Below are 22,279 nucleotides of genomic sequence, written 5' to 3'. Positions count from 1 at the left end.
CCTAGTCTGCCGCCCGGTCTCCGGAGCTTGTTTCGTTACCGGCCAGCCTGCTCGATTCAAGAGCGGCGCCCGGCAGAGTGAAACCCGCCACGGTCTTGCGCAGCTGCGACGCAAGCTCGGACAACTTGGAAATAGCCGCGGCTGTCGCCGTCGTGGCCTTTCCGGTCTGAGTACTGATTTCCTTGAGCCGGGTGGTACGGCGGGTTACGTCTGCTGCGCTGCTGGCCTGTTGCCGGGCCGAGCCTGAAATATTCTGCACCAGGCTGGCGATCTGGTTTGACACCTGTTCGATTTCATCCAGCGCTGCGCCGGCATTTTCGGCCAGCAAGGCGCCGCCGACGACGTCCGTCGTACTGCGTTCCATCGAGACGACAGCTTCGTTGGTATCAGCCTGAATGGTCCGCACCAGAACCTCGATCTGTTTGGTTGCGTTGGTTGACCGTTCGGCGAGTCGTTGCACTTCATCGGCAACGACCGCAAAACCTCGACCCGCCTCACCGGCCATCGATGCCTGGATAGACGCGTTGAGTGCCAGAATGTTGGTTTGCTCGGCGATGTCGTTGATCAGCTCGATAATGTTGCCGATCTCCTGGGAACTTTCACCAAGGCGCTTGATCCGCTTCGACGTATCCTGAATGGTTTCACGAATCGTGTTCATGCCGTCGATAGTTCGGCGCACCGCTTCGCCACCCTTGTGCGCAACGTCCACGGAATGCCGGGCCACGTCCGATGAACGCTCGGCATTACCGGACACTTCCTCAATGGACGACGCCATCGAAACGACCGATTCGGTAGCGGCGGCAATTTCGCGGTTCTGATTTTCGGTTGCACGCGCCATGTGCACGGCGGTGTTCTCCGTTTGCTTCGCCGCTGAATCCACCATGATTGCCGTCTCATTGATGGTCGCAACCAGTTCGCGCAGCTTCTCAATCGCGTAATTGATCGAGTCGGCAATTGCACCGGTAATATCTTCGGTTACTGTCGCCTCGACTGACAGATCACCGTCGGCGAGACTGCCTAGCTCATCAAGCAGACGCAGAATGGCCTGCTGATTGCGCTCGTTCTGCTCGGCCTGCACTTTCGCCGCACGTTCGAACACGGCGCTGCGACCGTGTAACACGGCAAGCACAATGACCAGCAACAATGCCGCGAGCAACAATCCGGGAATCAGCCAAGGGTGGTCGAACATACCTTTTTGATTCGAGCCGCCCGTCGCTGCCACCGCCGCGCCAAGCGTCTCGGCGGTAGTGACCAATGACCGCACGTCGTTGTTAAGACCCGCTACAGCCGAAGCATTCGCCGTTGCGCGTGCAGCACTGGTCTCGATATCGGTCAGCACAGCGTTCAGCGGCGCGAGCACATTGTCGCGATCGGCAGCCGACAAAGCACTAACGTCAAGTGGCGTCTCAGCGCCTGCCAGGGCATCTGCCAGTTGCCGTAACGCGGCAACATCGGCTGTGATCGCATCTGCCGCTTGTGCCGCATTCGGCGAGCGGGTCAATTGCGCTACGCGGTCCGCCATTGAGGCGGCGCGGCGCTGAAAATCCTGAATCTCGGCTGTCGCTCCGGACACGCCCAGCACGTCTTCGGCTGCGGCCTGCAAATCCGGCGTACGCTCACGAATGGTTGCAGCCGCGGCCGATATAGACTGCAACGCGTCGCTCCGGGCCACGATAGACGCGGCCTGGCCGGAGAGCGAGTCCCAGCTAGCCCGGGGACCCGGCGCGGTCACGCCTGCGCGCGCTGTCTCGAGTTCGCGGACTGCGTTCTGCAGCGCATCAACAGCCGCCGGATCGCCGTTCTGCACGCGAACCGCGTACAACGGTATTGCCTGGGACAGCGCTGCCAGTTGCGCGACACCGGGATCGCTGGCGCCCGCCTTCTGGCCCTGCTTCCAGCTGAGGCCGGCCGCCGATAGCAGTAACAGAACCACTACCAAAGCGAGCGACCGGAACGTCGATGATTTTTGCGAATTGTCAGCCATGATTCTGTTGTTACTCAATCAATGAAAGTTGCCGCCGCGTTAATCGGCAGCGGCTTGCAGAAATGAACTGCTCTCCAGCAATTCGTAAAGCCCGAATACCGGCCAGACATCCTGGCCACGCCGGTAGGCGCCACGGATAAATCGGTCGCAGCGAACCACCGTTTCCGGCCACTCCTCAGAGTACTCGCTGTCCAGGAAGCGGCGGAAACCCACCACTTCATCCACCACCAGTCCTGCAGGCACGTCACGGTGATTGACGGAAATAACCCTGCTGACCCGGCGCAAAGGCGTACGGCCGCTGCCCAGAAACAGTTTCAGATCAACCAGCGGCAACAAATGGCCACGCAGATTGGCAATGCCCAGCACCCAGCGTTTCGAGCCCGGCACCCGGGTGATACTGTCGGGCAGCATCAGCACTTCCCGCACTTCATCTCGGCTGGCGACGAATCGTTCATCGCCAATTCGAAAACCGATACCAACCCACTCCTCCGGCAAATCGCCGGTACCGCGGCCCGCAATTGCGACGCGACTGCGACGTTCAAGCTCCTGCAGCAGATCAAAAGGTTGCTCAATGAGCGCCGTTAAATCAGTGGCTGAGCTCATTCAGCCGGCCATGACTTCGTTGATTTTCGCGACCAGGTCCTTTTCCAGAACCGGCTTGACCAAATACTCAACGGCACCCTGGCGCATGCCCCAGATTTTGTCGGTTTCCTGATCTTTGGTCGTAACCATGATGACGGGGATTTTCGCCGTCGCCGGGTCCTGGGTCAGTTTGCGAGTGGCCTGAAAGCCGTTGATACCCGGCATGACCACATCCATAAGGATACAGTCGGGTGCCCCGGCTTTCGCCTGGCGGATACCGTCTTCCCCACTGTCAGCAATCATCGTCACGAAGCCGTGCTTTTCGAGCATCTTCTGAAATAGATGCAGCTCGGTCGGTGAGTCATCAACAATAAGAACCGTTGCCATCAATACTTCCTTGAGTTGTTCCTGGTCCGTCAAGCCATCTGCGTCGAAATTGCGCCCAGCAATTCGTCACGCGTAAATGGCTTGGTCAGGTATTGTTCCGAACCCACGATACGGCCGCGCGCTCTGTCGAACAGTCCGTCCTTACTGGACAACATGATGACCGGCGTATCTTTGAATACTTTGTTGTGTTTGATCAGCGAGCAAGTCTGATAACCGTCGAGCCTCGGCATCATGATGTCCACGAAAATTAGATCCGGCTGATGATCAGCGATTTTCGACAAAGCGTCGAAACCGTCCACGGCCGTGAATACCTGGCAACCTTCCTTGGACAGCAGGGTTTCTGCTGTGCGGCGTATGGTCTTGCTGTCGTCTATAACCAGGATTTTCAGCCCGTTCAGACCTTGAGTTGCACTATTTGACACCGGAATTCCTCGCCCAATTGCGGTCCGGGCACGACCGCATCACTAATATTGTGCTGGTACAGCCGCCTGAAATCCGGACGCACCGCGCAGTTCGATCAAACAATGACGCACAGCAACGGCGGTCCAATGACCAACTCTCCAGCCAAGCCCCCCATTGGTTTTCGCGGCAAGTCGCGCCCGACTTTCCATAATGACTGCCTGCCAAGCGACTTGTACCACATTGCCCCAAGGGTCGCTACGACAGGCCACGCAGTGAACAGATCTGACTCGTCCATCGAACGGACTCTGGCCGCAAAAAACCTTGTCCAACAAAGCCTGTAGACGCTTGCCGCGGTACAGGGCAAGGCTCGCACCCTGTATAGTTGGCGACGCTGCTCGGCAGCGTATTACGGACCCACAAAGCAAGGACCAACAGCCAATGCCCGATATGCCAATGCGGCTCGGGGTCGTCATGGACCCGATCGAGTCGATCACCCCGAAAAAGGACAGCACGCTGGCAATGCTGCTTGAGGCGGAGCGCCGCGGTGCTGAAATCCACTACCTGTTGCAGGATGACCTGCGCCTGCTCGAAGGTCGGGCACTGGGAACGGCGGCCCGGCTGCGGGTGCGTGACGACAACAGCGACTGGTTCACGCTCGGCGAGCGGGCGGAAATAGCACTGGGCGATCTGGACGTCATATTGATGCGTAAAGACCCGCCATTCGACATGGAATACATCTACAGCAGTTACATCCTTGAACGGGCTGCCGAGGCGGGCGCGTTGATCGTCAACCGACCACAGAGTTTGCGCGACATGAACGAGAAGGCGTACACCGCCTGGTTCGCAGACTGCGCCCCGGTCACGCTGGTTACGCGATCGATGTCGGACCTCAAACAATTTCTGCGAGAGCACGAGCAAATCGTCGTAAAACCGCTGGATGGCATGGGCGGTCGCTCGATCTTCGTGGTCAAGAAAGGCGACAACAACGCCAACGTCATTTTCGAGACCTTGACCGACTACGAGAAGCGTTACGCCATGGCACAGGTGTACATCCCGGAAATCAAGCAAGGTGACAAGCGCATCTTGCTGATCGACGGGGAACCGGTGCCGTACGCATTGGCGCGAATTCCATCCGCCGATGACAATCGCGGCAATCTGGTCATGGGTGCAACCGGCGAAGGCCGCGAACTGACCGAGCGCGACCGCTTTATTTGCTCGCGGGTAGGCCCGGTGCTGCGCGACAAGGGCGTATTGTTTGCCGGTCTCGATGTCATTGGTGATTACCTGACCGAAATTAATGTCACCAGCCCGACGGGTATTCGGGAACTTGACCGGCAGTACGACCTGAATATTGCCGGCCTGATGTTCGATGCTATCGAAGCCAAACTCGCGTAACAGCCGTTGGCTGGCATGCAGCGTGCTGATCGCGCTGCAGCTCGTCGCTTGCCAGCCGGCACCGCAGGAATTCAGTGACCGCATCGCTGCTTTCGGCACACTGATTACGCTCCGTTATTACGGCGTCTCAGAAGCGCAAGCCGCAGCGGCGACACGGGCACTGGAGGGGTACTTCCGGTCTGTCGAGAACGACTGGTACCCGTGGGGCAATGGCGAGTTACAGCGGATTAACGAGGCGCTCGCAACGGGTAAGACGACACCCGTCAGCAAACCGCTTGCCGAGCTGCTGCAGCGCGCCGCCGACCTCGAACGGCGTTCCGCCGGCCTGTTCAATCCCGCACTCGGTGCCCTGAGCGAACTGTGGGGTTTTGATGATCTGTTGCAGGATGACTGGCAACCCCCAACGTCCGCCGCTATTGCCGAGCTAATGCAGCATGAACCAAGCAGCCGGCATTTGCAGTGGTCTGGACAAGCCGTGCGCAGCGACGATCGACACACCGTGCTGGACCCGGGCGGTATAGCGAAAGGCGCCATACTCGCGACCGCCGAGCGGATCCTCAGCGATCTCAGTATCGACAATGCAATCGTGGACATCGGCGGTGACCTGCTGGTGCGAGGCAACGCAGGACAGCGCGCCGCGCGTATCGGTATTCGTTCGCCAGGCAAAGAATCGGCCATCGGCTGGCTGGCGGCAACGCCTGGCGAAAGCATCGTGACCTCGGGTAACTACGAACGCTATTTCGAGTTCGATGGCATACGCTACAACCACGTGCTGGACCCGCGCACCGGCTATCCGGTTGCCGACAGCGCCTCGGTGACTGTTGCTCATACCGATCCCGTGCTGGCCGACGCGGCCGCCACGGCACTGCTGGTTGCGGGCCCAGACGGCTTCGACGCGCTGTGCGCAGCGCTCGGTGTTGACCAGGCCCTGCTGATTACGGCGTCCGGTGACCTGCGTCTCACCCCTGCGCTGCAGGCCCGCGTACACTGGCTGAATGACGATGACGCCCGGCGAGGCAGCAGCCGCGATGTGTCACAATAGCCGCCGCCTGATACGCCGCACACACCCTGACCATGGCTGAAACCGTGAGCAACAGTACCGCCGATCCTGGAGAACTGAACGAGATCAATCTCGATTTCGGTCCCAAACCCGACCGCCTGCCGCCCATGCTGTTTCTGGCCGCGCTCGTGCACGGCATACTCATCATCGGCATCACGTTCAATGCCGTCTTCGAGAACCCGCCGTCGGAGTCAGTTTCGCTCGAAGTCACCATCGTTGCCGATCCCGATCGTAGCTTCGACCGCGACGACAATGCGGCCTACCTTGCGCAGGCGAGCCAGGAAGGCGGCGGCAACACCGATGAGTCCAGCCGCCCCGCCGCTCCTGCCAAGAGCAATGTGCCAGTGGACAATATTGGCGATCTCGATGGCCGCAACCTGCGGGACACAACCCGGCACCAGGAATCATCGGATCAACTACTGACCAGCAACTCCAGGCAGCAGCGCCAGGTCTCGGATAAACCTCGCGACGATCCCCAGGCCGACGACGCACGGGCCGCCTATCTGGAAGCTGGCGTCGAAACCACCTTGCCGCTGCCACAGGAACAGGAAGCCAGTTTTCTGGTGCGTGACCAGAACCGGGAACGGGTGATTCTCAGCGCGGATACCCGCGAATCCAGCATCGCTGGCTACGTTGATCGCTGGAAACGGAAAATCGAACTGGTGGGTAGCAAATACATACCGGAGCAAGCCGGCCTGAACGGCCTGACCGGCAGCCCGACACTGGAAGTCACTATCGACGCATCCGGCCAGCTAGCGGAAGTTATCATTGTGCAATCCTCAGGGTCGCGCGCACTTGATCAGGCGGCACTGAACATACTTCGCCGCGCTGCACCGTTTGATCCATTCCCGGAAACCGTACGGCTCGATTACCCGCAACTGAATTTCCTCTATAAATGGCGCTTTAGCGGTGGCAACGCCACAACGACCGTAAGCGCCAATTAGTCAGCGGTTGTTCTCTGTCGCGGCAGAGCGGATACTGCCTGCATGGAGATTTCAAGTCTGCTGAACAACCAGCTACTGATCGCCATGCCTGGCATGGCTGATCCAAATTTCAATGCCACCGTCACTCTCATTTGCGAACACAATGAAGAAGGCGCGCTCGGCATCATTATTAACCGACCCTTGAATCTGCAACTCGGAGGCTTGTTCGAACAGGTCTCCATTTCGAGCGATGACCAGCAACTGATCAAGACACCCGTATTGCACGGCGGCCCTGTAGCTCAGGATCGAGGTTTTGTATTACACAGCCCCGGCTTCACGTTCGACAGCTCCGTTACCGTTTCCGCTGACATTCAGCTCACGCTGTCACGCGATATTCTGGACGCCATCGCCAAAGGCGACGGCCCGAAGAAGAACGTCGTGGCACTCGGTTACGCAGGCTGGGAAGCCGGCCAGCTCGAAGCCGAAATTCTGGCCAATAGCTGGTTGAACGTGGCGGCAACGCCGGAACTCGTCTTCGACGTCCCCTACGCCGATCGCTGGCACGTTGCGACCCGTTTGCTCGGCATCGATGTCAGCCGATTATCCCCCGATGCCGGACACGCCTGAATCCCGTCGCCCCGAAACCATCCTCGCGTTCGATTTCGGCCTGCGCCGGATCGGCGTGGCGGTGGGGCAGCAGGTTACCCAGTCAGCCAGCGCACTGGCAACCGTCAGCAATGGCGAAAATGGCGCTGATTGGACGCACATCAGCGCGCTGATTGACGAATGGCAGCCTGCAAGGCTCATCGTCGGCATGCCGGAAACCGCCGACGGTTCGCCGCCCGCGCTGTTTGACGCTATACAGGCATTTTGCAGTGATTTGGCCCAATACGGGCGACCCGTCGCTACCATCGATGAACGTTACTCCTCGCAGGCTGCAAATCAGCAGCTGATCGCTGCCCGGCGGGATGGCCGGCGCGGTCGAATCGGCAAAGGCGATCTCGATGCCGCCGCCGCGGCTTGCATCGCCGAGCGCTGGCTGCAACGGAACGGCGCCTGATGGCAAGCACCGGCAAGTGTTTTCAGAGTAGAATGCCGCCGCCATGACCGCTACCCAGACTACCGACGGCGCACAGGTCGCCGAACACGCACTGCAATTGCACCCGGACGGACGATTGCGGCATTTGCTCAGCCTGCGTGGGCTGAGTCGCGACCAATTGACTGCGTTACTCGATGAGGCCGATGGCTGGCTGACGCCCGCCGGCGAACCGCCAAGCCGTTCCAATGCGCTTGCCGGCCTGACAGTCGCCAATCTCTTTTTCGAGCCCAGCACCCGTACCCGGGCATCGTTTGAACTGGCTGGCAAACGCCTGGGTGCCGATGTACTCAATCTCGACGTGAACACCTCCTCGCGGAAGAAAGGCGAGAGCATCCTCGACACAATTTACACACTGCAGGCGATGCAGGTTGACGTGTTCGTTGTGCGCGATGCCGGCGCGGGAGTGCCAGCCTTTATTGCCCGGCATGTTGATGATCACGTCAACATACTGAACGCCGGAGAAGGCGAGGTTTCGCACCCGACGCAGGGCTTGCTCGACTTATTGACCATACGCCAGCACAAGCAGGATTTTGCCAATCTGAAAGTTGCTATTGTTGGCGACATCGCGCATTCCCGCGTCGCCCGCTCAGCTGCCGAAGGCCTGACTATCATGGGCGTCGGCGAGCTTGCACTGGTTTCACCACCTGCACTTGCGCCCGAGCCGAAAGAGTTTCCCGGAGCAACCATTCTGCACACACTGGATGACGGGCTGCGCGACGCCGATATCGTTATGGCATTGCGTATACAACGTGAACGCATCGGCAATCTGGACGGCATACCCGGTATCGACGAGTACTTCGCCAGCTACGGGGTCAGCAACGAGCGCATGAAACTGGCCGCTCCAGACGCTATCGTCATGCACCCCGGCCCGATGAACCGCGGTATCGAAATTGAATCAGTACTGGCTGACAGTGCTCGCTCCGCCATTACCCGCCAGGTGACGAACGGTGTGGCCGTGCGCATGGCCGTACTTTGCGCCGTCACCGGCAAGGGGACGGCATGAGTCAGGCACACCGCGACACGCTGTACGTTGAGGACGCAACGGTCGTTTCCGTCGAGCGGTTTCCCGGTGAGCAATTCGTTCTGCGGCTGCGCGCACCGGAGTGCGCGACCAGGGCGATGCCGGGCAGTTTCGTCCACGTCCGCTGCGACGACGCGATACCGATGCGGCGACCGCTGTCGATCATGCGGGTCAACAGTGATGAAGGCTGGATAGAAATTTTGTTTAAGGTGGTCGGCGGCGGCCTCGGAATGCTGGGCAACCGAAGCCAGGGCGATACGGTGAGCCTGATCGGCCCAATCGGCCGCGGCTTTCAACCGACTCCCGCACGGCCTCGTACCTTGCTCATCGGTGGCGGTGTTGGCATCCCGCCGATGGTCTTCCTCGCCGAATACCTGCACACCGACGCTCACGCATGGCAACCGCTGGTATTGATGGGCTCCGAAATTCCATTCCCGTTTGCTGACCAACGTGCGGGCATCCCGTGCGATTGGCTGGACAGCGAAATTGACCGCGTAATGCCGCTGGTAGAGAGCTGCGGCTACCCGTCGCGGCTCGCCAGTCTGGCAGGCTACGAGGGCTGCTTTCAGGGCTACGTCACCGAACTGGCGGATCGCTGGCTAGCAACACTTCACCCGTCCGAACTGGCCGAAGTCGAAATTTTCAGCTGCGGACCGACGCCAATGCTGAAGGCTGTAGCCAGTCTCGCACGTCGTTACGAGCTGCCCTGCCAGGTGTCACTGGAAGAGTTCATGGCTTGCGCCGTCGGCGGCTGTGCCGGCTGCACGGTGCTTGTGCAAGAGGAAGACGGACCGGCAATGAAACGCGTCTGCGTGGACGGCCCCGTATTTGACGCACAAAAGGTGTTTAGCGAATCAGCCTGAGCAGCCCGCGCGCAAGCGAGCGTTACGCTTAACCGAAGTTGATCTTGGCTTCCAGATTGGACCGCGAATCCGCGTGCGACATCGCCTCTTCGAGCGTAATCGTCCCGGCCTTGTACAGGTCCAGCAAGGCATCGTCGAAATTTCTCATGCCTTTCTCGCCACTGTTCTTAAGCGCTTCTTTCACTTCAGAAATATCGCCACGCAAGATCAGGTCTTTGATGTGCGGCGTGTTGAGCATCAACTCGATTGCAGCGACACGCTTACCCGTGCGTGAGCGCACCAGCCGCTGCGAAATAATAGCGCGCAGATAATGCGCGAGATCCAGGAACACCTGCGAATGCTGCTCCTGCGGGAACATATTGATGATGCGATCGAGTGTTTCCGGCGCATTGTTCGAGTGCAAAGTGGCCATCACCAGGTGGCCTGTGCCCGCCATGTCGATGGCTGACTGCATGGACTCACGATCACGAATCTCGCCAATCTGAATTACGTCGGGCGCCGCGCGCATAGCGCTTTTCATCGCCGCCGCATAAGACTTGGTATCCAGCCCGACTTCACGTTGATTCACGATGGACTGCTTGTTCGGGTGCAGAAATTCGATCGGGTCTTCGATTGTAATAATGTGTGATGAGGTTTTTTCATTGCGGTGATTGATCATCGCCGCGAGCGTCGTCGATTTGCCGTTACCGCTCGCGCCGACCATCAAAATCAATCCACGGCGCAACATGACCAGCTCTTTAAGCTGCGGCGGCATACCGAGATCATCCAGCACCGGCATTTCGGCAGTAATGTAACGCAGCACCATCGCAACGTTGCCACGCTGGTGAAACACGTTGACCCGGAACCGACCTAGTCCCGGCTCGGAGATCGCGAAATCCACTTCGAGGTTACGCGTGAACTGCTCCAGCAAGCTCTCGTCCATCAGTTCGATAGCCGCCTGCTTGACCATTTTGGGTGTCATTTCCAGCTTGTTGACCGGCATGATTTTGCCGTCAATCTTGATCTTCGCCGGGGCGAAGGGGGCGAAGAACAGGTCAGATGCCTTTTTCTCCACCATCAGCTTGAACAGAGGTTTTACATTCATTGGCAGTCAATGCGCGAAGCGCGTCCTGTTTGAAGCTCAGAAAGTCTGAGCGGTGTCTTCTTCCATGATGCGCAGGCTCTCCGCCTGCTGATCTGTCAATGTAGACTCGCGCTTACTTTCCAGCTTGATACGCAGCCGCAACTCGTTCTTCGAATCCGCATTACGCATAGCTTCTTCGTACGAGATAACACTGTCTTCGTAGAGTGTGAACAACGCCTGATCGAAAGTCTGCATACCGAGGCGGGTCGACTTCGCCATAATTTCCTTGATATGCGCGACCTCACCTTTGAATATCAGGTCCGCAATCAATGGCGAGTTCAGCATGATTTCCATCGCCGCAATCCGGCCTACCCCGCCTTCACGAGGAATCAGGCGTTGCGAGATGAATGCTTTGGTATTCAGCGACAGATCCATCAGGAGCTGAGTACGACGCTCCTCAGGGAAGAAGTTGATGATGCGATCCAGTGCCTGGTTGGCACTGTTGGCGTGCAAGGTTGCGAGGCACAGGTGACCGGTTTCTGCGAACTGGATACCGTATTCCATGGTTTCCTTGTCGCGAATCTCACCAATCAGTATCACGTCAGGCGCTTGCCGCAGGGTGTTCTTTAGTGCGGCGTGCCAGGTTTCAGTATCCACGCCCACTTCACGCTGGGTAATGACACAACCCCGGTGCGGGTGTACGTATTCCACCGGATCCTCGATCGAAATGATGTGCCCTTTCGAGTGCTCGTTGCGATGACCTATCATCGCGGCAAGAGTCGTTGACTTACCAGAGCCCGTACCACCGACGACGATAACCAGGCCACGTTTGTTCATGACCACGTCTTTCAGGATAGGCGGCAAATCGAGTTCAGTCAGCGTCGGAATCTCAGTGGTAATCGTACGCAGCACGGCACCTGCCATACCTTGCTGAATGAACGCACTGACACGGAACCGACCGATGCCCTGCGGGCTGATGGCGAAGTTACACTCCTTCGTGGAGTCGAATTCCTTCATCTGCTTGTCGTTCATGATCGAGCGCACCATCATCGACGCCTGTTCTGACGTCAACGGCGCATCGGTCGCCTTATGCACGGAGCCATCGACTTTGATGGCCGGAGGGAAGCCGGTGGTGATGAACAGGTCGGAGCCGCCTTTCTCAACCATTTTCTTGAGCAGGTTTTGTGTCAGTCGTACCGCTTGTTCACGTTCCATTCGGGTCTCTCCTGACCAGCTGGCTAAATCTTATTGGCACTTAAAAGTTTTCTTTACTAACAGCACGGAAGCGCGCCTCTTCCTTGGTAATCAGACCTTTGGCCATTAACTCCGCGAGGTTCTGATCCAAAGTCTGCATTCCTGAACCCTGGCCGGTTTGAATGGCGGAATACATCTGCGCAATCTTGCCCTCGCGTATCAGGTTGCGGATAGCCGGCGTACCGACCATGATTTCGTGGGCCGCAATCCGGCCGCCACCGATCTTTTTGAGCAAAGTCTGTGAAATAACCGCGCGCAGAGACTCAGACAACATCGCCCGCACCATTTCTTTCTCGGCGGCCGGGAACACATCGACAATACGGTCGACGGTCTTGGCGGCCGAGCTGGTATGCAGCGTACCGAACACAAGGTGACCCGTTTCAGCCGCTGTCAGCGCGAGCCGGATTGTTTCGAGATCGCGAAGCTCGCCAACCAGGATAACGTCCGGGTCTTCACGCAGTGCGGAGCGCAACGCCTCGTTAAAGCCCAGCGTATCGCGATGCACCTCGCGCTGGTTGATCAGCGAACGCTTGCTCTCGTGCACGAACTCGATCGGGTCCTCAATCGTGAGGATGTGATCGGGTTTGTTATCGTTAATATAGTCGACCATCGCGGCGAGGGTCGTTGACTTGCCGGAACCCGTCGGGCCTGTAACCAGAACAATTCCACGCGGATGCATGGATACGTCCTTAAACAACGGCGGCGCACCCAGATCCTCAAGCGACAATATCTCCGAGGGAATGGTTCGGAAGACGGCGGCTGAACCGCGGTTCTGGTTAAAAGCATTGACGCGGAAGCGCGCAAGCTTTGGAATCTCGAATGAAAAGTCAGTCTCAAGGAACTCTTCATAGTCCTTGCGCTGCTTGTCATTCATGATGTCGTACACCATGCTGTTGACGTCTTTGTGCGTCAACGCTGGCATGTTGATACGCTTGATATCTCCATCGACACGAATCATGGGTGGTACACCACCGGATAGGTGCAAGTCAGACGCATTGTTCTTTACGGTGAACGACAACAACTGAGCGACATCGACTGCCATGATTCTCCCTCTGGAATTCTGACGGCCGCACTTACCATAACCCGGCCGAATGAGCTGCCTAGTATAGCGAAGCACTGTGAGCAAAACGTGATAAAAGTCACGGAAAACCTTCGGAAAATCCAAGATTTGCTGGCGCTTGAGACACAGTCCGCAGGCCGTCCGTCAGGCAGCGTGCAACTGCTCGCTGTCAGCAAGCGTCAGCCCCTGCAAGCAGTACTTGAGGCGGCCAGTGCGGGCCAACGGGATTTCGGCGAAAACTTTGCCCAAGAGGGTATCGACAAGATGCTCGCAGCCAAACGCAGCGATCTCGTCTGGCATTTCATTGGTCACCTGCAAAGTAACAAGACCCGGGTGGTCGCCGAAAACTATCAGTGGGTACACACGGTTGATCGCCTGAAAATCGCTCAACGTCTGAGCGATCAACGCCCTGACTCGATGGGCGACCTGAACATCTGCCTGCAGGTCAACATCGATAACGAAGACAGCAAGTCCGGCCTTGCACCTGACGAGGTCGCGGCCGTGGCTGTCGAGGTTGCGTCGTTGCCACGACTCAAATTGCGCGGCCTGATGTGCATACCGGCCATCAGGGCCACAGCGCAGGAACAACGCGAGCCCTTCGCGCAGATGCGGCAATTGCTGAACAACATCAACAAGAGCGGCCTGGAACTCGACACGCTGTCCATGGGCATGACAGCCGACTATGCTGCCGCCGTTCAGGAAGGTGCGACAATAGTGCGAATTGGCACAGCCCTGTTCGGCGCACGCGGCGAATAGATTCACACGCAGACCTAACGGAAACACCATGATCAATGACAAAATTGGCTTCATCGGCGGCGGCAATATGGCGCGCGCCATTGCCGGCGGATTGCTGCGCGGCGGCATGCATGCAACTGACATACTTATTGCCGAACCCTCGGCCGAGCAAGGCCAACGCCTGCGCCAGGAGTTCTACGGCACGTTGATCACTGACGACAACGCCAAGGTTGCGGCCGACGTCGATATCCTGCTGTTCGCCGTTAAGCCGCAGATTCTGCGCGACGTTTGCTCGCAGCTCGCTGAAGTTGTGCAAAAGCGCAAACCGTTGATCATGTCGATTGCGGCCGGTCCACGAATTGACGACATCGAAAACTGGCTCGGCGGTAACCTGTGTGTTGTGCGGGTGATGCCGAACCAGCCGGCGTTGATCGACCAGGGCGTTTCGGCCCTGATCAGCAATGCCAAAGCCACCCAGCATCAACACAATCAGGCCGAGAAAATCATGTCTGCTGTCGGTCAGGTCGTTTGGCTGGAGCAGGAAGCGCTCATCGACGCAGTAACCGCCGTCTCCGGTACCGGACCGGCGTACTTTTACCTGCTGATCGACATCATGATCGAATCAGCGATCAGCTTCGGCATAGACCCGGCCACGGCGCGCACACTGGCCATTGAAACGGCCAGAGGTGCCGCATCACTGGCGCTGGCAGAACAGGAACCGATGAAGGTACTCATTGACCGGGTTCGCTCTCCGGGCGGCACTACAACCGCTGCGTTCGAGCACCTGGAGGCAACCGGCGTTCGTGATATCTTTGCCGCAGCAATAACGGCAGCGCGCGATCGCGCGACAGAATTAGGCAATGCGGTAACTACGGACAAACGAAACGAATCATGACTCAAGCACTGTATTTTATTGTCGGCGCGGTAACGCAACTCGTACTCTTGCTGTTTTTGCTGCGCTTTTGGTTGCCGTTGCTGCACATCGATTTCCGAAATCCGCTGGCTCAGGGAATCCTGCGCATCACCTCGCCTGCCGTTGTACCGGTACGCCGACTCCTGCCTCCGGTCGGGCGAATTGATACCGCGACAGTACTTATACTGCTGGTCTTGCAAATACTGGCGATCGTACTGCTATTGCTGTTGACCAATCGAATGTACGACCCGCTTTCAATCGGTATTGTTGCCGTCATCGAACTGGCCGCGCACAGCATGAACATGTTCTTTTTTGTCGTGCTGATCAGCGTGATCCTCAGCTGGGTCGCGCCGCAGACCTATCACCCGGTCGTCGCCATGGTTAATTCTATGGCCGAACCTGTGCTGCGCCCGTTCCGGCGCATGCTGCCTAATCTGGGTGGCCTCGACATATCGCCTATCTTCGCCATCATCCTGTTGCAGGCTGGCGTCATATTTCTAAGGTCGCTACGACCGTTCTACGTCTGATTCCGTGTTTGCTGCAGACGGCGACCCGCTACGTATCCGAACCCGCGTAACGCCGCGAGCGGCACGCTCTGAATTGCAGGGCGTTGTCGATGGCATGCTACGAATCCGCACAACCGCCCCGCCGGCCGATGGCGCCGCGAACAAGGATGTCATCAAGCAACTGGCAAGAGCCTTTGGTGTACCGAAGTCGGCCATCGTGCTGCTGCGTGGCGAGACATCCCGCGTAAAGGACTTCGCAATTCACAAGCCTACCCGGCGCCCGACCTGCCTCGAGCCATGAATTAATCCATTGGCGGTCGCTACTAAAATTCCGCGGGGCATAGGACCCACGCAGAAAACAAGCTATAGTGACAGCGGAATTGACCAAGCTGGAGCGGGGGAAAGCACACCATGATTCCAAGAACAATACTCTTTGCTTCTTGTCTTTCGCTGTTCTTATCGGGATGCGGCGGTCCCGGAGAATCGGCGACAGTGCCTCAGGCGCAACCAGCAGAAGCATCGTCCGTAACCGTCAACGGTTACAGCGTCCATTTTAGCGCTCAGTCTACTGACCAGCTCCCGACCGAAGTCGCCCGCCAGTACAACATAGTGCGCAGTAAGAATCGTGCCATGTTGAATGTGTCGATCATCAGCGAAGCCAGTGGTGAATCAGGCACAGGCAGCGTTGAGGTGAAGACTGTCAACCTGACCGGTCAGCTCAAGACCGTTACCATGCGTAAGATTCAGGAACAGGATGCGGTCTACTACATCGGTGAAATTCCGGTAGCCAACAGCGAGACGCTGGTATTCGATATTACGATCACACCCGACAACTCGAATGAGCCTATTGAGGTTCGTTTCAAACGCCAGTTCTACACGAACTAGGCACCCGACAGCTGAAAGCTCAGGAAACCCCGCATTTTTTGCAGTATTTCTTGTCTTTTCCGCTTAACCACCCTGCAAACATGTGATATCGTCGCGCAGGTTTTAAGTCGCGGGCAGCGCCCGTTTTGATATTTTTACAGGAGTCACTTTTTCATGGCAGCAAAGAAAAAGGCTGGCGATAGCACCAAGAAGCCGCCGACAAAGTCTGAGATTTACGCCCGCATCGCGGAAGACACCGGTCTGACGAAGAAAGACGTCGGCGCTGTGTTCGATTCACTCTCGGCACAGATCAAAAAGAATCTTGGCGGTCGCGCCGCTCCTGGCCTGTTCACCATTCCAGGTCTCCTGAAAATGCGCGTCGTTAAGAAGCCGGCAACGAAAGCTCGTAAGGGCGTTAACCCGTTCACCGGTGAAGAAATGATGTTTAAGGCGAAGCCAGCGTCCAAGACCGTTAAGGTTGCGGCACTGAAAGGCCTGAAAGACATGGTTTGATATCGAGTCTCCATGATTCGATACAGAAAAAACCGGGCATTGCCCGGTTTTTTTTTGTCTCAATACTTTGACGCGAACCGTGAAGCAGCGTCCAGCGCCGAAAGATCGCAACGCAACAGATGCAGTATTGACGGCGCGGCGACAGACGCACTTCTGCCTGCGAATCATGCGAGCCCGGCAGGACAGCAAACCGGGCACCGGAACCTACGCCACTGCGGGCGACGGCTAGCCAGGACTAGGCGGTAGTGTCCGTCACGAACGTGACAACGGACTCACGCAGCTCCAGCAGTTTGCCGTGAAAAAAATGGCCCGTATCCGGAAACACGCTCAGCACCGGCCCGGGCTGCATGCGATTGACCCATTCCAGCGTTTCCTCGACAGGAACGACTTCATCCTGATCACCGTGCACTATCAGCCATGGACATTGAGGCTGAATTTCGAGGTTATTGGCAAATCGATACACGGCCGGGGCGATGCTGACCAGGCCTGCAGGCTTCAGCGTGGTTGCGGCACTAATTGCGATTGCCGCGCCAAACGAAAAGCCACTGACCCATAGGGGGTCGTTTGGCCATTGTTGTTGCAAGTAGCTGTACGCGGCGAGCGCATCGTCCAGCTCACCGCGTGCCTCGTCGTAGCTACCCTCACTTTCGCCAACGCCGCGAAAATTAAAACGCAGCGCCCGGTAACCGCAGCGCACGAACGCCTTAGCCAGGGTATGCGCAACTTTGTTTTGCATCGTGCCACCCTGCTGCGGGTGTGGATGGCAAACCAGCGCAGAGCCCGCTACGGGTTCATCTGCCGGCGTTTCCAGAATGGCTTCAAGGCGGCCGGCAGGTCCGTCGATAATCAGGCGTTCAGATTGCGGCGGGCTCGGCATTGGGCAACTCCTTCGGTTTTTGCGGCTTTTCGGCAGTAAAGGTAACTATGGTAACGCCCTTGGCCGTCTCCGCCGAGTCGCCCGCCGCAACGAAACTGATCGTACCTTCGTCATTCATGGTCAGGATTTCCATTGCATCGGCATGCCGGTCAGCACTGAACTGCTCGTAGGTATAGTTCTCGGAAATCCGGGTCTTGGAAAACTTCCAGCCGCGCACAAGATTTCGCCAGAGCACTTCGAAATCAGCATCGTTACTGAAGGCAACACCGCCACGCCGGGGTCGTGCCAGCGCCTTCGGATCTTCTTCGTAATCGCCACCGCCCATTGCCAGCTGCAACACGTTTCGTTGACCGATCTCCGGTGCTAAGGCCGTGCAGACCAGCGCGTTATACGCATCATTGCGGGTTGCGGCCAGGACCGTGCGGACGTGCGCGAGCTCGACCGATTCCTCGGCAAAATCGGACAGTATTTCGCCGTAAAACACCGGTATGCCGTTCAGGCGGGCTTCGCGCAGGTTGTGCCACGACGAATCCGCCAGCAGCACATTCACTTTCATGTCACGCAATACCTGAGCAAGGGCGACCGTCCAGGGCGAGGCACCAATGATCAATACACCGTCGCGATGCCGCGACGACAGACCGAGCCGCGCGGACAGCCAGTTGATCGTCAATCCATGACTGAACACTGTTGCGAAGATAATCGCGAACACCAGCGGCAGCAGGACCTCTGCCTGGTATCCCGCATCTACGAGACGCGGCCCCATCAAACCGGCTGTTGCCGCCGCAACGATTCCGCGAGGTGCAATCCAGCTCAGCAGCACTCGTTCGTTGAACTGCATACCGGCACCGGTCGTCGCCAGCATGATCGCGACAGGCCGCGCCAGGAACATGATCGCAGCAACGAGCGCGATTCCGCGCCAGCCGATATCTATCAGCGAACGCGCATCCAGGTCAGCGGTCAATGAAACAAATACGACCGACACCAGCATGATCGTGATGTATTCCTTGAAGCGCTTCATGTCGCCTATGCCTGGCAAGTTCATATTGCCGACGACGATGCCCATGATCGTAACGGCGAGCAGGCCGGCTTCTTTCTGAATCATGTCTGACAGCGCGTAGACAATAAGTACCAGGCCGAGCAATACCGGGCTCTTCAGATACTCCGGAACCCAGCCTTCGCGAAATGCGCGCGCTGTGGCCCAACCGCCTGCTCCGCCGAGAATGACGCTGCAGACAATGGCAAGTCCGATACCTTGCAAGACCTCGTCCCAGCCACTGCCACTGCCCTGGAATATGAAGAACTGAAATACGAGCACGGCCAGCAGCGCACCGATCGGGTCGTTGACGATGCCTTCCCATTTCAAATAAGACGCGGTTCGACGATTGAGTGCCGCCTGGCGCAACATCGGCATGATGACGGTCGGCCCGGTCACAACCATGATGGCACCGAACACCAACGATACGGGCCAGTCGAGACCGCCGATGTAGTGAGCGCACAATGACGAGCAGACCCAGGCCAATGGCGCGCCGAGGTACACCAGTCGGCGCACGCCTCTGGCGGCCTCTTTCAGGTCGCTGAGGTGCAGACTGAGACCGCCTTCGAACAGGATGATCGCGACACACAGACTGACTATGGGCCGCAGGTAGGCGCCAAAGTCGGCACCCGGGTCTACCCAGCCAAGACCGGGACCCATGATCAGCCCAACGGCCGCCAGCAGTACGATTGCCGGAAGCTTCAGTCGCCAGGCCAACCATTGCGCACCGATGCCGAGGCCAACAACGGTAACGATCGCGAGAACTATGTGATGTTCGTCCATCGGCAGGCTCACCCCCTTCAATTCACAGCTAAATGCTGGTGCGGGCTCGATCATACATGAGCGAACCCGGGCGCACCGTGCCAGTACATCGGCGGTCCGCTGGCTAGTGGGGCATTGATTGGCATAGAATTATTGACCTTCAGCTGGCAATCATCGCGGTCTGCCGCCGCAAGTCACAGCACGGCATGAGCGGAGCCCAGATCAAATGACTGATTCACTGCACGTAGTTGCGACCATGACAGCAGCGCCCGCTCTGACCAACGGCGGTCTTGCCTGATGCTGGACCTGTCGCTGGCAAGCGTGGCTGCACTGCTGGTCACGGCAATCCTCGGTGCCCTGCTTGGCTGGTTCCTGCGTAGCCGGCGCTGCGCCAGGGAGAAGTTGGCAGTCAGTGACGGCTGGCAACACCAGGTCGATGCGCAACGCGTGGAACACGAACGAATCGCCAAGCAAAACTCGAGTTTGATGGAACAGGTCAGCCAGCATCAGGCGTCCGGGAAAGATATCCGAAAACGCGCCAACGATCTAACAACCCAACTTAAGATCGCGCTTGGCAACAGCACTGACTTGCAGCGAAAGCTGAAACAGGCACGCAGCAATCTCGCCATTGCCGTTGCGCAACGCGACAAACTGAACAGCAGGCTCGAATCAGGTGCGGCCCAGCAGGATGCTGCGCTCGGTGAAAAAGACGAAAAAATTGCCCGCCTGAAGCGCGAACTCGGCAAATGGCAGGAACGCATTCCACCGCTGGTCGAACGTTACCGCGTGCGCGACCTTGAAGCGCAGGAGCTGGATCTGGAGCTGAGCCGGGCGCAGGAGCGCATCGGCTTACTGGAAGCGGCAGCGGGTTCTCAGGAAACCCGGATCGAACCAATCGGCAATGGACCATTGACCGACCTCAACGCATCCAACGACCAGTACGACGACACCATGGAACTCGACACAGGCAATCTGGATGCAAGTAGCGCGGCACCTGGCGATGACCTGAAACGTATCAAGGGAATTGGCCCTGCCATTGAGAAGACGCTGAATGGGCTCGGCTTCAGCCGCTTCAGCCAGATAGCGACGATGAGCGAGTACGACATTGACCGGGTCGCAAGCGAACTGCGTGGCTTCAAGTCGCGCATTCATCGCGAAGACTGGATCGGTCAGGCGCGCACGCTGCAATACGAAAACAATCGCGACCCCGCATGACCATGCCAAACGCACGCTCAGTTGCGCGGGCTCGCGCAACCATCGCCATGGCGCTGTTGCTGCTGACTGTCGCCACCAGGCCTGTAATGTCTGCCGAGTTCAGCATCGACTGGCGCGAAGGCAAGCTCACTGTCGCTGGCGAGGTCAGTTCGACTGGCCATGCCGAAATTCTTCACACGGTCGCTACCCACTTGTTCCCGGATGCCGACGTCGAATGGCAACTGCAAGACGGCCAGACGACACCGCCCGGGTGGTCGCTGGTCAGCGAGCAAACTTTGCGAACACTCGCGCTGACCCGCAGCGGCGAGGCAACCCTGTCGGACAATGAACTGTACCTGCGAGGTGTTCATGACGACCCCGCGAGCTGGCAGGTCGCGATCGGCGCACTCGGACGAACGCTGTTGCCGGGCATGCGGCTACAGAACGACGTTGTCGTCTTCGATGACCGCCTTTCCTTTGCCGAACTTTGCCAACAACAGTTTCAGGCAGCGTTGCGTGATCGCTCAGTGCAGTTTGCACAAACACGCAGCGACCTTAGCCCGGCGGCACAGCCGTTACTCGATGCCCTGATCGAAATTACCGCAGATTGCCCGGACAGCCGCCTCGTTGTCACAGGGCATACTGACGGCAGTACGGCAGAAGCAGATAGCAACGCGTTGAGTCTGCAACGCGCGCGGGCAGTGACGGACTACATATCGCTTCGCGGCATCGCCAGTGCTCGACTACACGCCGCGGCTGCAGGGTCCACAGAACCACTGGACACCGCAAATACACGAGCAGCCAGGGCACTGAACCGCAGGGTTGAGTTCCGCTTGCTGCTCGCAGAGTAAAACGCCTCAGTTGGCGCCGTCGCGGTCTTCAAGCCCTGCAAGCTCAACTTCAAATACCAACGTAGAGCCTGGCGGAATCACATCTCCGGCACCGCGTTCGCCATAGGCCAGTTCCGGCTCAATGGTCAGCTCGCGCAGCTCACCCACTTGCATACCGACCACACCGGCGTCCCAGCCCCGGATAACCCGGCCCGCTCCGAGCGGAAAGCGAAAGTGCTGCCCACGGTCAACTGAGCTGTCAAATTTATCACCACGATTGTCGGTGGCGGCAGGGTCGTACAACCAGCCTGTGTAGTGCACAACAGCAATCTGACCGGCCGTTGCGGTAGCGCCATCGCCTGCACGCAAGACCCGCACTGTCAATCCAGCCACCTCTTCGCTAGCCCCGGCACTGGGCGTGACTTCCTTCGCCACTTCCTGTTCATTGCCGCCGCACGCCGCCAACACCATCGACAACATTACGAACGTACTAAGTTTAAAAGTTTTCATCACTGCTTGGATCCCGGGTTATTTGGTTTCTATTTGGCCGCATCATCGTCGAAATTTAACGACGCGGAATTAATGCAATAGCGCAGGCCGGTCGGTTGCGGACCGTCCTCGAACACGTGACCTAAGTGTGCGTTGCAATTCGCACACACTACCTCTTCGCGAATCATGCCATGACTGGTATCGCGATTGACGCGGACATTTTCCCCCGCCAATGGCAACCAGAAACTTGGCCAGCCCGAACCCGAATCAAACTTGTGCTCCGAGCTGAACAGCGGTGTTTCGCAGACTATGCAGCGATAAGTACCATCTTCCTTGTTATCAACGTACTTGCCAGTAAAGGCCCGCTCCGTACCTTTGTTCTGCGTGACCTGATATTGTTCTTCACTGAGCCGTGCGCGCAACTCAGCAACTGTCGGTTTTCCGGCGCTCATGTTTAACTTCCTCGGCTG

General features: G+C 58.0%; 26 protein-coding genes. 15 read left to right on the top strand and 11 right to left on the bottom strand.

Annotated elements, in window-relative coordinates:
* Position 1 precedes the first annotated feature (1 nt).
* The 4 genes from AC0L8N_RS12145 to pilG are packed head-to-tail and all read right to left on the bottom strand — an operon-like array spanning position 2 to position 3,375.
* The gene (locus AC0L8N_RS12145; RefSeq protein ID WP_473667953.1) at positions 2-2,002 is read right to left on the bottom strand and encodes a methyl-accepting chemotaxis protein; all 2,001 of its coding nucleotides are present in this window, start codon (positions 2,000-2,002) and stop codon (positions 2-4) included.
* 21 nt (positions 2,003-2,023) lie between these two features.
* Positions 2,024-2,587 (bottom strand): chemotaxis protein CheW, encoded by a 564-nt coding sequence (locus AC0L8N_RS12140; protein WP_473667952.1) that lies wholly within the window; start codon positions 2,585-2,587, stop codon positions 2,024-2,026.
* Entirely contained in the window at positions 2,588-2,953 is a 366-nt protein-coding gene (locus AC0L8N_RS12135) for a response regulator transcription factor (protein WP_473667951.1), read from the bottom strand.
* Between the two features lie 29 nt (positions 2,954-2,982).
* Positions 2,983-3,375: a twitching motility response regulator PilG gene (gene pilG, locus AC0L8N_RS12130; RefSeq protein ID WP_068612782.1), complete on the bottom strand. Its 393-nt coding sequence runs from the start codon at positions 3,373-3,375 to the stop codon at positions 2,983-2,985.
* 427 nt (positions 3,376-3,802) lie between these two features.
* Here pilG and gshB point away from each other — a divergent pair, with 427 nt between their 5' ends.
* From gshB to AC0L8N_RS12095, 7 genes are read left to right on the top strand one after another with little or no spacing between them, the layout of a single operon-like run.
* Positions 3,803-4,750, top strand: a complete 948-nt coding sequence (gene gshB, locus AC0L8N_RS12125; RefSeq protein WP_473670141.1) for a glutathione synthase — start codon at positions 3,803-3,805, stop codon at positions 4,748-4,750.
* Positions 4,725-5,792 carry an FAD:protein FMN transferase gene (locus AC0L8N_RS12120; RefSeq protein ID WP_473667950.1) on the top strand — a complete coding sequence of 356 codons (1,068 nt, stop codon included), beginning with the start codon at positions 4,725-4,727 and terminating at the stop codon, positions 5,790-5,792. Before gshB ends, AC0L8N_RS12120 begins: the two co-directional genes overlap by 26 nt.
* A 44-nt stretch (positions 5,793-5,836) precedes the next feature.
* On the top strand, positions 5,837-6,754 hold the full coding sequence (locus AC0L8N_RS12115; RefSeq protein ID WP_473667949.1) for a cell envelope integrity TolA family protein: 918 nt from the start codon (positions 5,837-5,839) through the stop codon (positions 6,752-6,754).
* Between the two features lie 42 nt (positions 6,755-6,796).
* Positions 6,797-7,360, top strand: coding sequence for a YqgE/AlgH family protein (locus tag AC0L8N_RS12110; protein WP_473667948.1), 564 nt, complete (start codon positions 6,797-6,799; stop codon positions 7,358-7,360).
* On the top strand, positions 7,344-7,793 hold the full coding sequence (ruvX, locus tag AC0L8N_RS12105) for a Holliday junction resolvase RuvX (protein WP_473667947.1): 450 nt from the start codon (positions 7,344-7,346) through the stop codon (positions 7,791-7,793). The genes AC0L8N_RS12110 and ruvX overlap by 17 nt, the downstream gene beginning before the upstream one ends.
* A gap of 43 nt (positions 7,794-7,836) precedes the next feature.
* Complete coding sequence (locus tag AC0L8N_RS12100; RefSeq protein WP_473667946.1) at positions 7,837-8,835, top strand: aspartate carbamoyltransferase catalytic subunit; 999 nt, start codon at positions 7,837-7,839, stop codon at positions 8,833-8,835.
* The gene (locus AC0L8N_RS12095; RefSeq protein ID WP_473667945.1) at positions 8,832-9,716 is read left to right on the top strand and encodes a dihydroorotate dehydrogenase electron transfer subunit; all 885 of its coding nucleotides are present in this window, start codon (positions 8,832-8,834) and stop codon (positions 9,714-9,716) included. The genes AC0L8N_RS12100 and AC0L8N_RS12095 overlap by 4 nt, the downstream gene beginning before the upstream one ends.
* 28 nt (positions 9,717-9,744) lie before the next feature.
* Here AC0L8N_RS12095 and AC0L8N_RS12090 read toward each other — a convergent pair whose 3' ends face one another.
* From AC0L8N_RS12090 to AC0L8N_RS12080, 3 genes are read right to left on the bottom strand one after another with little or no spacing between them, the layout of a single operon-like run.
* Entirely contained in the window at positions 9,745-10,800 is a 1,056-nt protein-coding gene (locus AC0L8N_RS12090) for a PilT/PilU family type 4a pilus ATPase (RefSeq protein WP_473667944.1), read from the bottom strand.
* 36 nt (positions 10,801-10,836) lie between these two features.
* Positions 10,837-11,994 carry a PilT/PilU family type 4a pilus ATPase gene (locus tag AC0L8N_RS12085; RefSeq protein ID WP_473667943.1) on the bottom strand — a complete coding sequence of 386 codons (1,158 nt, stop codon included), beginning with the start codon at positions 11,992-11,994 and terminating at the stop codon, positions 10,837-10,839.
* A gap of 40 nt (positions 11,995-12,034) precedes the next feature.
* Positions 12,035-13,075: a type IV pilus twitching motility protein PilT gene (locus AC0L8N_RS12080; protein WP_473667942.1), complete on the bottom strand. Its 1,041-nt coding sequence runs from the start codon at positions 13,073-13,075 to the stop codon at positions 12,035-12,037.
* 87 nt (positions 13,076-13,162) lie between these two features.
* On the opposite strand from AC0L8N_RS12080, the gene AC0L8N_RS12075 reads away from it, so the two are divergent.
* The 6 genes from AC0L8N_RS12075 (at position 13,163) to AC0L8N_RS12050 (ending at position 16,624) form a co-directional block, all read left to right on the top strand.
* Positions 13,163-13,849: a YggS family pyridoxal phosphate-dependent enzyme gene (locus tag AC0L8N_RS12075; RefSeq protein WP_473667941.1), complete on the top strand. Its 687-nt coding sequence runs from the start codon at positions 13,163-13,165 to the stop codon at positions 13,847-13,849.
* Positions 13,850-13,877: 28 nt separating this feature from the next.
* Positions 13,878-14,723 (top strand): pyrroline-5-carboxylate reductase, encoded by an 846-nt coding sequence (proC, locus tag AC0L8N_RS12070; protein WP_473667940.1) that lies wholly within the window; start codon positions 13,878-13,880, stop codon positions 14,721-14,723.
* Positions 14,720-15,268, top strand: coding sequence for a YggT family protein (locus tag AC0L8N_RS12065; RefSeq protein WP_473667939.1), 549 nt, complete (start codon positions 14,720-14,722; stop codon positions 15,266-15,268). Before proC ends, AC0L8N_RS12065 begins: the two co-directional genes overlap by 4 nt.
* Positions 15,269-15,272: 4 nt before the next feature.
* The gene (locus tag AC0L8N_RS12060; RefSeq protein ID WP_473667938.1) at positions 15,273-15,548 is read left to right on the top strand and encodes a DUF167 domain-containing protein; all 276 of its coding nucleotides are present in this window, start codon (positions 15,273-15,275) and stop codon (positions 15,546-15,548) included.
* Between the two features lie 110 nt (positions 15,549-15,658).
* Positions 15,659-16,132 (top strand): DUF4426 domain-containing protein, encoded by a 474-nt coding sequence (locus AC0L8N_RS12055; RefSeq protein WP_473667937.1) that lies wholly within the window; start codon positions 15,659-15,661, stop codon positions 16,130-16,132.
* A gap of 153 nt (positions 16,133-16,285) precedes the next feature.
* On the top strand, positions 16,286-16,624 hold the full coding sequence (locus tag AC0L8N_RS12050) for an HU family DNA-binding protein (protein WP_068612737.1): 339 nt from the start codon (positions 16,286-16,288) through the stop codon (positions 16,622-16,624).
* Positions 16,625-16,859: 235 nt separating this feature from the next.
* Here the strand turns inward: AC0L8N_RS12050 and AC0L8N_RS12045 are convergent, their stop codons facing one another.
* Positions 16,860-17,501 carry an alpha/beta hydrolase gene (locus tag AC0L8N_RS12045; protein ID WP_473667936.1) on the bottom strand — a complete coding sequence of 214 codons (642 nt, stop codon included), beginning with the start codon at positions 17,499-17,501 and terminating at the stop codon, positions 16,860-16,862.
* Positions 17,479-19,317 carry a cation:proton antiporter gene (locus AC0L8N_RS12040; protein WP_473667935.1) on the bottom strand — a complete coding sequence of 613 codons (1,839 nt, stop codon included), beginning with the start codon at positions 19,315-19,317 and terminating at the stop codon, positions 17,479-17,481. The genes AC0L8N_RS12045 and AC0L8N_RS12040 overlap by 23 nt, the downstream gene beginning before the upstream one ends.
* A 276-nt stretch (positions 19,318-19,593) precedes the next feature.
* Here AC0L8N_RS12040 and AC0L8N_RS12035 point away from each other — a divergent pair, with 276 nt between their 5' ends.
* Entirely contained in the window at positions 19,594-20,511 is a 918-nt protein-coding gene (locus AC0L8N_RS12035; RefSeq protein WP_473667934.1) for a hypothetical protein, read from the top strand.
* Positions 20,508-21,341 carry an OmpA family protein gene (locus AC0L8N_RS12030; RefSeq protein WP_473667933.1) on the top strand — a complete coding sequence of 278 codons (834 nt, stop codon included), beginning with the start codon at positions 20,508-20,510 and terminating at the stop codon, positions 21,339-21,341. Before AC0L8N_RS12035 ends, AC0L8N_RS12030 begins: the two co-directional genes overlap by 4 nt.
* Positions 21,342-21,347: 6 nt before the next feature.
* Here the strand turns inward: AC0L8N_RS12030 and AC0L8N_RS12025 are convergent, their stop codons facing one another.
* The gene (locus AC0L8N_RS12025; RefSeq protein WP_473667932.1) at positions 21,348-21,830 is read right to left on the bottom strand and encodes an FKBP-type peptidyl-prolyl cis-trans isomerase; all 483 of its coding nucleotides are present in this window, start codon (positions 21,828-21,830) and stop codon (positions 21,348-21,350) included.
* Positions 21,831-21,859: 29 nt separating this feature from the next.
* Positions 21,860-22,261 (bottom strand): peptide-methionine (R)-S-oxide reductase MsrB, encoded by a 402-nt coding sequence (gene msrB / locus AC0L8N_RS12020; RefSeq protein WP_473667931.1) that lies wholly within the window; start codon positions 22,259-22,261, stop codon positions 21,860-21,862.
* Between the last annotated feature and the right edge of the window lie 18 nt (positions 22,262-22,279).

The sequence above is a fragment of the Woeseia sp. D3-10 genome (genome assembly GCF_055809415.1).
This window is presented reverse-complemented; position numbering and strand designations above follow the sequence as displayed.